This window comes from Streptomyces sp. NPDC057963 (assembly GCF_042887155.1).
Lineage (GTDB): Bacteria > Actinomycetota > Actinomycetes > Streptomycetales > Streptomycetaceae > Streptomyces.
On sequence record NZ_JBHVPX010000015.1, the window covers coordinates 56791 to 69247 of the forward strand.

Annotated in this window: 7 protein-coding genes; 2 read left to right on the top strand and 5 right to left on the bottom strand. The window is 73.2% G+C overall.

Translation table 11 applies throughout. The annotated features are described in order from the left end of the window. Positions 1-2 precede the first annotated feature (2 nt). Entirely contained in the window at positions 3-1217 is a 1215-nt protein-coding gene (locus ACFVT1_RS30125; RefSeq protein ID WP_389800973.1) for an acyl-CoA dehydrogenase family protein, read from the top strand. 121 nt (positions 1218-1338) lie between these two features. On the opposite strand, the gene ACFVT1_RS30130 is transcribed toward ACFVT1_RS30125, so the two are convergent. The 4 genes from ACFVT1_RS30130 to ACFVT1_RS30145 form a co-directional block, all read right to left on the bottom strand. Further along, complete coding sequence (locus tag ACFVT1_RS30130) at positions 1339-5976, bottom strand: HEAT repeat domain-containing protein (protein WP_389800975.1); 4638 nt, start codon at positions 5974-5976, stop codon at positions 1339-1341. A 75-nt stretch (positions 5977-6051) separates the two neighbouring features. Next, on the bottom strand, positions 6052-6216 hold the full coding sequence (locus ACFVT1_RS30135; RefSeq protein ID WP_389800977.1) for a hypothetical protein: 165 nt from the start codon (positions 6214-6216) through the stop codon (positions 6052-6054). 56 nt (positions 6217-6272) lie between these two features. Then, positions 6273-6866, bottom strand: coding sequence for a TetR/AcrR family transcriptional regulator (locus tag ACFVT1_RS30140; RefSeq protein ID WP_362206282.1), 594 nt, complete (start codon positions 6864-6866; stop codon positions 6273-6275). 316 nt (positions 6867-7182) lie between these two features. After that, the gene (locus ACFVT1_RS30145; protein ID WP_389800980.1) at positions 7183-7947 is read right to left on the bottom strand and encodes an SDR family oxidoreductase; all 765 of its coding nucleotides are present in this window, start codon (positions 7945-7947) and stop codon (positions 7183-7185) included. 185 nt (positions 7948-8132) lie between these two features. Between ACFVT1_RS30145 and ACFVT1_RS30150 the strand changes: the two genes are divergently transcribed. Further along, complete coding sequence (locus tag ACFVT1_RS30150) at positions 8133-9407, top strand: exo-beta-N-acetylmuramidase NamZ domain-containing protein (protein ID WP_389800982.1); 1275 nt, start codon at positions 8133-8135, stop codon at positions 9405-9407. 55 nt (positions 9408-9462) lie between these two features. Here ACFVT1_RS30150 and ACFVT1_RS30155 read toward each other — a convergent pair whose 3' ends face one another. Then, positions 9463-12291, bottom strand: a complete 2829-nt coding sequence (locus ACFVT1_RS30155) for a penicillin acylase family protein (RefSeq protein ID WP_389800984.1) — start codon at positions 12289-12291, stop codon at positions 9463-9465. Positions 12292-12457: the final 166 nt, after the last annotated feature.

Genomic DNA, 12457 nt, shown 5'->3' on the forward strand with positions numbered 1-12457 from the left:
CCGTGGACTTCGCATTCGACGCCCGTACCGAAGAGCTGCGCACCAGGCTTCTCGCCTTCATGGACGAGCATGTCCACCCCGCCGAGAAGGTCGCGGACGAGCAGCGCGCGCACCTGGCCTCCCCGTGGGACACCCCGCAGATCGTCGAGGACCTGAAGGCCGAGGCGCGGCGGCAGGGTCTGTGGAACCTCTTCCTCCCCGACGCCGAGCACGGGGCCGGGCTGACCAATCTCCAGTACGCGCCGCTCGCCGAAATCACCGGGCGCTCCCCGCAGTTGGCGCCGACCGCACTCAACTGCGCGGCTCCGGACACCGGGAACATGGAGGTGCTCTTCCAGTTCGCCACGGACGAGCAGAAGAAGCAGTGGCTGGAGCCGCTGCTCGCCGGGGAGATCCGCTCGGCGTTCGCGATGACGGAGCCCGAGGTGGCCTCGTCGGACGCGACGAACATCGAGACCCGGATCGTGCGCGACGGTGACGACTACGTCATCAACGGCCGCAAGTGGTACATCTCCGGGGCGATGAACCCCGACTGCCGGATCTTCGTCGTGATGGGCAAGACCGACCCCGAGGGCGCCGACATCCGCCGCCGGCAGTCGATGATCCTGGTCCCGCGCGACACCTCCGGTCTCGAAGTGCGGCGCGCCATGCAGGTGTACGGCTACGAGGACCACTCCCACGGCGGTCACGCCGAGATCGTCCTCACGGACGTACGGGTGCCCGCCGCGAACCTGATCGGCGAGGAGGGCGGTGGCTTCGCCATCGCCCAGGCGCGGTTGGGGCCGGGCCGCATCCACCACTGCATGCGGCTGATCGGCATGGCCGAGCGGGCGATCGAGCTGATGTGCAGGCGGGCGGTGTCCCGTACGGCCTTCGGCAAGCCGCTCGCCCAGCAGGGCGTGGTGCAGAACTGGATCGCGGACGCGCGGGTCACGGTGGAGCAGCTGCGGCTGCTGGTGCTGAAGACGGCATGGCTGATGGACACGGTGGGCAACCGGGGCGCGCACACGGAGATCCAGGCCATCAAGATCGCCACCCCGCGCGCGGTGGTCGACATCATCGACCGGGCGGTGCAGCTGCACGGTGCGGGTGGCGTCGGCCAGGACTTTCCGCTGGCCGAACTGTGGGCGGCGGCACGGACGTTGCGGCTGGCGGACGGGCCGGACGAGGTCCATCAGCGGTCGTTGGCTCGCCGGGAGATCAAACGGTACGTGTAGGCGGAGGCGGCGGTTGCCGTTCCGTCCTCGGGCGCCGGGCGGAGACTTCGGCCGCCGGGCGGGCCTGACGGCGGCCGGGCGGGGACTTCGGCCGCCGGGCGGGGCTGATCGTTGGTGGTGGTCAGCCGGACGTCCCGATCCGGTCGAGGACGGACGTGTAGACGGAGCGTCTGTCGGGGCGGGCGTGGGCGGCGGCGTGGCGGAGGGCCGGGACCGCCGCCGCGCCCATGCCGATGAGGCCCTCGGCCGCCGCCCTGCGTACGACGGGACGGGGATGCGTGAGCAGTCCCGTCACGGCGGGGATCGCGGGTTCCCAGCCCGCGTGGCAGAGCGTGCGGATCGCCGTACGCACCACATCCGGCCGGGGGTCGTCCAACAGGAGCACGGTGTGGCCGAGATGAGTGATCCGGTCCAGCATCGCCCGTGAGGTCCGGTGGGCTCGCAGGCGCACCTCGGCCCGGGGATGGATCAGCAATTCGTCCAGCAGGCGCCGGAGTTGCGGGTCCCGGTCCGGGTCCGGGCCGGAATGCGCCTCGGCCAGGCCGGCGAGGGCCCGGCAGGTCTGTTCCGGAGTGCCGGTCCGGGCCAGGTCCAGCAGTTCCCTCCGGGACGGGCCGTGCGGGGTTCCGGCGCCCGCGGCCGGGGGGCGGTCCCGGAGCGCCGCCAGCGCCGCCGCGTCCCGCTGTGCGGCGTCCGGGCCGCGCAGCGGGCCCTCGACGAGCAGGAGCCGGTCCGCGAGTGCGTCACATCCTTCGGCGCGCAGGCGTCGGCAGGTGCGCGTCAGCGCGGGGGTGCGCAGGAGCCGGCGGCCGAGGAGCAGGTCGAGGGAGCCCCAGGCCCCGGCGTCGAGACGGTCGCCGAGGATCCTGGCGAGCGCGTCGGCGGGGTATCCGCGCAGTGCGTCGCCGACAGCCGGAGCAACGGTGGACGGGGCGTGTTCCCACCACTCCAGCAGCAGCGGGACCAGGGGTGCCAGTTCCCCGGGGCCGAGCTTCGCGGCGGCGAGCGCCACCCTCTCGGGCAGGATGTCGTCGCCCCGGAGCTCCGCCGGGTCGACGGCGCTCAGCGCGCGGGCCTGCTCCGCGCCGGGGGGCAGGTCGACGTGCCCGCGCAGGTACGCGCGCAGCACCGGCAGCCGGGCCTCCGGCTCGGGCCACTTCGCCAGCGTCAGGGCGGCGGTCTCCCTGCGGTCGGCACGGTCCGACCCGAGCATGGCCAGCAGGCGGTCCCGCAGGGCCGTCGAGCGGGGCTGGTCGAGGTCGTCGATGTGTACGCGCCGGGGCGCCGGCGTCGGGGCGTGGGCGGTCTCGGTGAGGGTCCAGGGCGGCGCGTCGAGCGGCTGAAGCCGTGTCATCCAGTCGAGCAGGGCGGCCCGGACCTCGGGGTCCGCACCGTGCTGGACCTCGATCAGCGCGGTCAGCCGGTCCCGCGATCCCACCGGGCCCCCGTCCCGACGGCGGAACTCCTCCAGCGCACCCGGTGTGCGTACCGCGCCGTCCAGCGCCGCCCGCCAGGCCCGGGTCTCGGCGCACCCGGGCCCCGGCTCCGGGGCCGCGAACGCCTCCCGCAGCACGGCGGTCCCGGCCCGCCAGGGGTCGGCGCCGAGCCGGGCCGCCGCGAGCGCCTGATCGAGGTCGGCTCGGACCAGCACCGCGCCGAGGCGGCGCAGCAGCGTCAGCGTGGACCGGCTCGGGATCGCGGGTGCCGGCCGCAGGGCCCGCACCGCGGCGACGACGGACGGCTTCCGTGCCGCCGCGAGCATCGGCGCGACCGCTTCGAGCAGGGCGATCAGGTCGTGCCGGTCCTCGTCGCGGGTCTCGGCGAGGGCGTCGGTCAGGACCGGAACGTGCCGGGCGAACACCGCCAGTTCCCCGGCGGCCCAGGGGGCGGGGCAGATCCGCAGCACGAACCGGACCACCCGGCTCCGGGCCGTCGGCCGGGAGCCGGCCAGGCGGAGCCAGTCGGGGAGCATCGGCCGCAGCGCGTCCAGCCGGCCGGGGGCGGGCGGCTCGTCCCGCTCGGCGAGGCGCAGCGCGACGGAGGGGTTCCAGCCGCCGGCCACCAGGGACTCGATGGCGCGGTCCGCCCGGCTGCCCACCGGTGGCCGCCGGGCGGGGGCGGACACGGTGATCCCGTGCCGGGCCGCCGCCGTCGCGAGTTCGCCGGCCTCGCCGGACGCGAGCCCGACCCGGCCGGCCGCCACCAGGGAGAGCAGGGTGCCCGCCGCCGGTGACTCCTGGTCGTCCAGGGCGAGGACCGCGCGGGCCGTGAGGACGCCGTCGAGACCCGTCAGCAGCAGTTCGCGGGAACGGCCGTCCCGGCTGTGCTCGGCGGCGGCGACGAGTGTGGCGGCGTAGGCGTCGCCGAGGACGGCGCGCAGGGCCGCGACGAGTGCGCCGCGCAGCCCGGGGTTGTCGTGGTGCCCGAGCCAGAAGAGCAGCTTCGGCAGCGCCGCCGGAGTGCCCGCCCGGACCAGCGCCTCGGCGGCGGTCTTCTTGATGTTCATGTTCGGCCGGTCGAGGCAGGCCGCGATCGCGGTGCATGCCCAGTGGGCCCGTGCGTGGCCCAGGGCGAGCAGGGCCTGGCGGACGGTCTGGATGTCCTGGACGGCGGTCAGCGCGATCAGGGTCGCCGACAGTGCCTGGGCGTCCTCGCCCGTCGCGTCGCGGGCGAGCAGGGCGATGGCATGTTTGCGTACGTGCCGGTCGCGGTGGCGCAGCAGCCGGTGCACACGGGCGCGCGTCCCCGCCCACGGGGCCCGGAGCAGCAGTTCGAGCAGAATCGCCTGCTCGCGGTCGGACAGCCCGGTGCGGTCCAGCAGGTCCAGCGCCGTGGTCGCGACGAGTGCATGGCCCGCCTCCCGCTCGTCCGCCGCGTCGAGCAGGCAGACCGGCCGGATCGCGCCCCGTGCGTGGAGCCGCCTGCCCAGGTCGTGCACGGCGTCCAGGACCTCCTGGGGCACCGCGGGCTCCCCGCCCGGCCGTCCCCGTTCCCGTTCCCGCTCCTGCTCCGGCTCCCCGGCGGCCGACAGCCCGGTCACGACGCGCAGCAGCAGGTCCGCGACGGCCGGGAGTGTGCCGGCATTGCCGTGGGCCGCCAGCCGGCACAGCGCCGCCACCGGGTCGTCCGGGTCGAGGTGGGAACTCAGCAGGGCCAGTTCCCGCTCGTCCGGGCCCCCGAGTCCGGCGGCGATGCGCGGCGGCAGGTCGACGGGGTCGAGCCGTACGAGGAGGGCGTGCCGTTGCACCGGATCGCGGGTCAGCTGCCAGAGGAGTCCGAGGGCGCGGTCGCGTACGGCGTACAGATGGGGCGCGGGCGGGACCGTGGACAGTCCCAGTCCTTCGCGCAGTGCCTGCGCCGTCCGGTGTCCGCCGATGGCCTCCAGGGCGTCCAGGGCCGCGGCCGGCACCGAGGGCAGCAAGGCGATCACGGCCTCCTCGGCCTCCTCGTGGCGCAGTTGGCGGATCGCGTGGAGGAAGGGGCCGGGGGCGGCGGACGAGGCGAGTGCGCGGCTGACCGCCTCGCCGATCGGAAGATCGCCCGCGCCCTGCCCGGACAGGGCGATCAGCAGGGCGAGCCGTCGCGGCCAGGCCGGATCGTCGGCCGCGGTGTCCGTCAGGACGCGGAGCATCTCCCTCCGGCAGGTGTAGAGGACCGTCGCGACGTCGCGCGGCGGAATCGAGTGATCGGACAGGGCGAGGCCGATGACGGCCGGGACGTCCGGATCGTCCGCGAAGTGCCCGCGCCGGTGGAGTCCGCGCAGGCAGCTCACCATCGGCCCGCCGAGCAGCAGTGGATCGCGCGCGGCGGCACCCGTCAGTTCACCGATGTCCTCGCGGTCGGCCAGGCCGCCGAGCAGTTCCATGCCCTGCCGGCGAAGACCCGGCGGGAGACCGGGGTCCTCGACGACCTGCCGCAGCAGGTCCTTGTGGCCGTGGCGGGCGGCGGCCGCGAGGGCGGCATCGGCCACCGCGGGCCGCTCCCCCGCCGCATCGGCGGCGAGAAACGGGGCGAGGCGCCCCGGCGGCAGCGGCTCCGTCGCGGCCCACGGCTCGGCGAGTCCGCCCAGTGCACCGGCGACGACCTGGGGGCTGTCGGCGCCGAGCAGGCCGGCCAGGATCCCGCGGACCGGCGTCGGGGCCAGCAGTCCGGTGTGCAGCCCCTCCCGGGCGAGCCGCAGCGCCTCGGCCTGAAGCACGGGGTCGCCGCTGTCCGCCAGTTCACCCACGAGCCGCGCCGGGCGGTACGCACCGGCGATGCCCGTCTCACGCACGGCCTGGTAGAGGAGTTCACCGGGGGCTTCGTCACGGACCGCCGTCGGGTCGTGGAGGATTTCGGCGCGCAGCCATGCGATCCCCACCCGCGCCGGCGGCCCGGCCGCGCGCCACGAGGGCCACGGGCGGTCCCGGAGACGGTGGCCGAGCCGCTCGTAGAGCCCCGCCAGGAGCAGATCCGCCTCCGGAGGTCCCAGCGGCGACACCGGCAGGAGGCCGGCGATTTCGGCCAACTCCCCGTCGTCGGACGGGCTGCACGCGGCGGCACGCTCGGTGAGCAGGACCAGGCCCAGGTGGCGCGTGCCGGGGTCCTCGTGCCGGATCAGCCGGCCCAGTTCCGGCAGTGGGCCCTCACGCACGTCCACGAGCCCGGACAACGACGCGTCCACGGACCCGGACAACGGCGCGTCCGGAAATCCGGACAGCCGGCCGGTGCCGGCCCCGGGTGCGGCGTCGTGGAACGGTTCTTCGGCCGGCGTCTTCACCGTCGGATGCTAACCGGGACGCTTCCGGCTCCACCAACGGAATAGGCCCCTCCCCCGGTCAGCAACCGCCGATGGTCAGTAGCCACCGAACGGCACATGGTCCGCCAGTGCCAGATCCCGGGCGAACGCCCTCAGGCGCAGCAGGCACCGGGCGGCCCGGCTGACGGCACGGGTGTGCCGCGGCCCGTATGCCGCGGCCCAGAGTGCGGGGACGCGCGCGGATGGCTGGAGGTGAGTCATACATCCAGCTTCGGCCCGTTCCGCCGGTCGGTCCACCAGGGACTGCGGGACAGCCCTTAGGGACGCAGGGCGCGCAGCAGCAGGTCGGCCAGGTGGTCGGCGACCTCCTGCTGGCTGAGCGGGCCGTCCGGCCGGTACCAGGTGGACAGGTGGTGCACCGAGCCGAAGTGGTAGTCGACGATCAGGTCCGCCGGGGTGGCCGTGGAGAACACCCCGCTCCGCTGGCCCTCTTCCACCAGGGCGCGGAACCGCTCGTGGTAGCGGCGCCGCTCCAGCCGTACCTGCTTGTTCTTCTCCGGGCTCAGGTGGTGCATGGACCGGAAGAAGATCGAGGCGTCGTCGAGATTCTCGATGGTCGTGACGACCACGTCCGCCGCCGCGTCGCGCAGCCGCTGCTCGACCGGGGCGTCGGCGTCCGCGAAGGCGTCGAGCCGCTCCTGCTGGAGCCGGAGCACCCGGGCGTAGACCTCCTGGAGGAGGTCCTCCTTGGAACCGAAGTAGTGGTAGAGCGCGCCCTTGGTGACGCCTGCCGCCTCGACGATCTCCTGGACCGAGGTGCGGTCGTAGCCCTGCTCGGCGAAGAGCCGGGTGGCGGCGGCCAGCAGCCGCTGAGGGACGGGGGGCGTCTCCCCGTCCGTCGCCTTGGCCATTGCCGCCACCTTCCTTCCGTGCTGTGCGTGAAACGGTCCGACCGGCCTGCGGTCCACCGGGGGGGAACGCAGTTCCCACCTGAGGATCTTCCCACTCGCCGGCTCCGGGAGCCCGGTCAGGATCCCGACCCCGCGCGGGTACGCGTACGCGTGGCTCGGGCGTCCGTCGCTGCGGGCGGGCGCGGGGTGCCCGGGGCTGCGGCCGGCGGACGCGCGGAAGGCACGGAAGGCGCGGACTGCGGTCCCGGCCGGACGGGGGCCCGTCGGGCCTCGCCGAGCAGGGCGGCCCACGGCGTGGCGGCGTAGATCGACCCGGTCATGCGCCGGTCTCCTCCCACTTCCGCTGGAGGTGGTTCATGCTGCCCAGCCAGTGCTCGGTGTCCTTGGTGCGGGCCCGGTAGTAGCCGGCGACCTCGGGGTGCGGCAGGACGAGGAAGCGGTCCTCGGCCATGGCGTCGAAGAGCGCGTCGGCGACCGCCTCGGGCTCGATGGCACCGGGGGCGAGGACGAGCTCGCCGGCCGATCCGGCGGCGGTGAGCATGTCCGTACGCACGCCCTGCGGACAGATGGCGTGGACCTTGATGCCACGGTGGCGGTAGGTGAGCGAGAGCCATTCCGCGAAGGCGACGGCGCCGTGCTTGGTGACGCTGTACGGGGCAGCTCCGATCATCGTCAGCAGCCCGGCTGCGGAGGCGGTCGAGACGAACCGGCCGCTGCCGCGCTCCAGCCAGTCCGGCAGCAGCGCCCTCGCCGCGCGGACGTGGGCCATCACATTGACGTCCCAGGCGGCGGCCCAGATCTCCTCGTCGGCGAAGACGTCGCCGGGCGAGGCGAGGCCCGCGTTGGCGCAGTAGATGTCGACGGTGCCGTCCAGCGCGTCACGGGCGGCGTCCACGATCCCCGAGGCGTCACCGGCGACGGCGACGGCGCCGGTCTCCTCGGCCAGTGCCTTGATCCGGGCCTCGTCGAGGTCATTGACCACGACCCGCGCGCCCTCCGCGGCGAACCGGCGGGCCAGAGCGGCTCCGATGCCGCCTCCGGCCCCTGTGACCACCACGCCCGAGCCGTGCACCGTACTCATCGGGTCCCGCCTCTCTCCGCCGACTGCCACCGCAGACTAACCAGTCGGTATGTCGGAACGGAAGAGGCCGTCCCGACTCGGACGACACTCCTGTCGCACCCGTCGCGTCCGGCTCGTTCCGTAGGGCCGGAACGCGCGCTAGCGTGCGTGACCATGACAGAGGTCGCGATCATGGAGGTACCCGAATGAGCCTGTCCAGACGTGGTTTGCTGGCCGCCGGCGGTGCGGTGGGGGCCCTCGCGGCGACGGCCGCCGGCACCGGGAGCACGGCCGCCGCCCCCGCATCCGGCCACGGGCGGGGCAACGGGCGCGGCCGGGTCCGTACCGGCTTCGACCGGCTGGCGGCGGACGGCTACGCGCTGCTGAGGGGCCAGAAGGTCGGGGTCGTCACCAACCCCACCGGGATCACGTCCGACGTGCGCCACATCGTCGATGTGATGCACCCGGACGAACGGGTGGACCTGATCGCCGTCTTCGGGCCCGAGCACGGCTTCCGCGGCACCGCGCAGGCGGGTGGTTCGGAGGGGCGGTACGACGATCCGGCGACCGGACTCCCCGTCTACGACACGTACTTGAAGAGCGGGCAGCCGCTCGCCGATGTCTTCGCCGCGTCCGGCGTGGACACGGTCGTCTTCGACATCCAGGACGCGGGCGCCCGCTTCTACACGTACATCTGGACGCTGTACGACTGCATGGAGGCGGCGGCTCTCGCGGGCAAGCGGTTCGTCGTGCTGGACCGGCCGAACCCGGTGACCGGGCGGGCGGCGCTCGGGCCGGTGCTGGATCCGGCGTACGCCACCTTCGTGGGCCGCCGGGAGATCGCGCAGGCGCACGGCATGACGGTCACCGAGCTGGCGCTGCTGTTCAACAAGGAGTTCCTGGCCCGGCCGGTGGATCTGCGGATCGTGAAGATGTCGGGGTGGAAGCGCACGGACTTCTTCGACACGACCGGGCTGCCGTGGGTGCCGCCGAGCCCCAACATGCCGACGCCGGACACCGCGCTGGTCTACTCGGGGACCTGCCTTTTCGAGGGCACGAACCTGTCCGAGGGGCGCGGCACCACCCGGCCGTTCGAACTGCTCGGCGCGGAGGGCATCGACCATCGGTGGGCGGCGGCCGTGAACGCGCTCGATCTGCCGGGGGTCGCGTTCCGCGAGGCGTACTTCGCGCCGACGTTCTCCAAGTTCGAGGGGAAGACGGTCGGCGGGGTGCAGCTGCACGTCCACGACCGCGAGGTCTTCGATCCGGTACGCACCGGGATCGCGCTGCTGGTGACGGCGAAGCGGACGTGGAGCGGGTTCGCCTGGCGCCCGGACAACTGGATCGACAAGCTCACCGGCAACACACGGGTCCGCACGATGATCGATGCGGGGGCGGACACGGACGAGGTGGCGGGAGCGTGGGCGGCGGACCTCGCCGCGTTCCGGACCGTCCGCAAGCGGTACCTCCAGTACCGGTGAGACGGGCCGGGCGGGCCCGAGGAGTTCGGACCCGCCCGGCACAGCGGTTCACCCCCTACCGGTGGGCGGGGAACTCCACCACCTGCTGGTACGTCGGGCGGTTCTGCCAGTGGACGGCCTTCTGCGCGATCCCGCCGAGCGGCCGGTGGACGATCGAGTCCGAGCACCACTGCTCGCCCGCCTTGCAGCTGTCGTCCCCCGGATAGACCTCCGTCGCGGGCCGGGCCGCGGCCTGCTTCAGGGAGGCCAGCAGCGCGTCCCGGCAGCTGTCCGGATCGCCGTTCCCGCAGTAGGTCTTGGCCAGCGGGCCCTCGACCGGTTGGCCCAGGACCTGACGCAGGTCCTTGTCCACGAAGCCCCACCAGCCGTACTGGAACGCCGAACCGCTGTGCGCCCCGCTCGGGCCGTGGCTGGCCGCCGGGGACTCGTCGGTGGCGAGGTTGGCGGTCAGCGCCCCGTACAGCCCGTCGCCGAGCCCCGGCCTGAACTCGGCCTCGACCAGCTTCGGCCACCACGCGTCCATGATCCGTACCGCGTCGGCATGGCTGTACGTGTGCGATCCGGGGCTGCTCTCCCGGCGCTGCGATCCGTCCGCCCGCCAGGACTCCAACTGCTGGACGACGCCGTTCAGTTCCGGATCGGTGACCGGACGGGACCGGATCACCTTCAGCAGTTCGGGCAGCAGCTGCTCGCCGCGCAGATCGGTGACCGCGGCCTGGGCCATCGCCCGGGTGAGGGACGCCCGGGTCACACCGCCCTCCTCGACCAGCCGCGCCACCCGGTCGTCCAGCAGATCGGCCCGGTGCACCGCGCCGAGGCCGAAGCCCGCGGAGGCGTACCCCTTGGCCTGCTTGTTGTTCCAGGAGACGTAGTAGTCCTGGCCGCTGGAGTGCGGGTGCTCGGCGAACGGGGTGTACGCGGCGCTGTTGGCGGCCGGGTCGTACTCCTTCCACTCGTAGGCCCGCTCGGCCTTCACCGGCAGCGCCGGGTCGACGCCCGCCGCGCGCACCGGGTTCATGCCGCTGTTGTAGTACGCGGCGGTGCGGGAATCGGCGTAGAACCAGTTGAACGCGTAGTCGATGCTGCTCGCCGCCTGCTGGAAGGAGGCGGCGTCCTTGACGTACGCCGGGTCGTTCAGCATCTGGAAGCCGATGATCGAGTCGGCCTCGTGGCGGTAGGTGCTGCGCAGCGAGGTGTACGCGACGGGCTTGCCCCCCACCGTGGCGCGGTGGGTGACGATGCCGTAGTTCGTGCGCCGGACCTGCATCCGGTAGGAGCCCTTCGCGGTGGAGTCGGCGACGGTCGGATTCCAGGAGTTGGTGCGCTCCAGCGTCTCCATGGCGGTGCAGGTGCCGCGGTAGAGGTAGTGCGTGGAGTCCTTCGTGGGCGTGGAGCCGTCGGGCTCGCAGAGGTCGACGGCGTATGTGTCGGTGATGTCCTGACCGGCCGAGGTGGCGCTCCAGGCGTAGTCCTGGCCCCGGCCCATCTGGATGTACATGCCGACACCGGCGAAGGAGACGCCCCGGGCGCTGATGCCCGGACCCTGGAGCTCCTGGAGCATCATCAGCTGCGGGGCGAAGTAGCCGGTCTGCGGTCCGAAGACGGCGATCGGGTTTCCGCTCGCGGTGTGCTTGCCGGAGACGAGCAGGGCGTTGGACATGCCTCGCTTCTGGGCGCCGGAGCCGGAGCCCGGCAGCGAGCCCTCGGGGATGACGCCGTCGTCGTAGATGCCCTGGGCCTTCTTGAGCGCGGCGGGGGCCTTGACGGGGGTCTTCCTGTCCGTGCCGGCGGAACCGGTGCGGTCATGGATAAGGGGTTCGGCCGTGACGGAGCCGCTGTCGGGCAGGGCGGTGCCGCGCGCCGCGGCGGGCCTGCCCGCGTACGGGAACGACGTGCCGTCGTGAATCGTCAGCACGGCCTCGGGGTCTTCGCGCTGCCGGAACGACTCCCAGACCCTGGTGCCTTCGGTGACGCCGTACTTCTGCTGGGCGGACAGCAGCGAGAGCGCCGCCTGCACCTCGCCACCGCCGCCACCGCCGAACTGGCCGCCGACCACGGAGGCGATGGAGATCAGGTCGGTCAGCTCGAACGGCTGGATCTCCCCGACGTTGGTGATGGCGTCGATCTTGCCGGTCAGGACGTACTCGCCCGGGAAGTAGCGACCGTTCTTGGACTTCTCGCGGTAGGCGTTGATGCCGTCGACATACGCCTGGGCGTCCGCCATGGCCTGTTCGCCGCGGGCGCCCTCATGGGTCCTGATGTAGGTGACCTGGGCTTCGAGATCGGCCTCGGTGTACGGGGCCTGCGGCCAGAACTGCTGCTCCAGGCCCTGGTTGGCCAGTGCGCCGCCGGCGAACGAGGTCAGTTCACCGCGTCCGATGTGGCGGAAGAGGTCCATCAGCCAGAGCCGGTCCTGCCCGGCGGCGAATCCGGCGCCGAACTCGGTGCCGTAGCGGGTGGTTCCCTTGATGTGCGGGACCCCGGACGCCTTGTCACGGGTGATGGTGACGTCGTCGCGCGGCGAGGTGACGGACTCGACCTGGTCCTTCGGGACGCCGAACGAGGCGTCGTTGAAGAAGTCGGTCAGCTTCTGGTCGGTGAGACCGGGGTGCCCGGCCACCAGGCCGTTGTAGCGGTCGAGTTGGTCGTCGCTGTGGGCAGGGTGCGTGCCGAACGCCTTGTTGCCGAGGATGTCGACGAGCGTGGCGTTGCCGTTCTCGCCGGGCGGCAGTATGTCGTCGCACTGCCCCTGGCAGTAGTCGGTGACGGGTGCGGGTTCCGCCGCCGCGGCGCCGGACTGCGGCGCGGCAGCGAGCAGCGTGGCGCCGAGAGCGAGGACCGCCGCGGCGGTGGCGGCTCTGAACGTGACGGTGCGTGGGGGCATGCGTGCTCCTCCGAGAGGCCGATGCGCCGGAGGTTACTGGCGGTACGACCCGTCGGTAAGGTGAGCAACAGTCACTTTTTCCGAATCATCACATGCCGCCGCGCACGGCCCCCATGACGACCCGTCGTCTCACATGGTGGACGTCACCGCACCTCGATGGATCCGG

Excerpts from the sequence above, each read along its gene's own strand:
- ACFVT1_RS30145 (WP_389800980.1), bottom strand. The coding sequence starts at position 7,947 with ATGAGTACGGTGCACGGCTCGGGCGTGGTGGTCACAGGGGCCGGAGGC.
- ACFVT1_RS30155 (WP_389800984.1), bottom strand. The coding sequence starts at position 12,291 with ATGCCCCCACGCACCGTCACGTTCAGAGCCGCCACCGCCGCGGCGGTC.
- ACFVT1_RS30135 (WP_389800977.1), bottom strand. The coding sequence starts at position 6,216 with ATGACTCACCTCCAGCCATCCGCGCGCGTCCCCGCACTCTGGGCCGCG.
- ACFVT1_RS30140 (WP_362206282.1), bottom strand. The coding sequence starts at position 6,866 with ATGGCCAAGGCGACGGACGGGGAGACGCCCCCCGTCCCTCAGCGGCTG.
- ACFVT1_RS30150 (WP_389800982.1), top strand. The coding sequence starts at position 8,133 with ATGAGCCTGTCCAGACGTGGTTTGCTGGCCGCCGGCGGTGCGGTGGGG.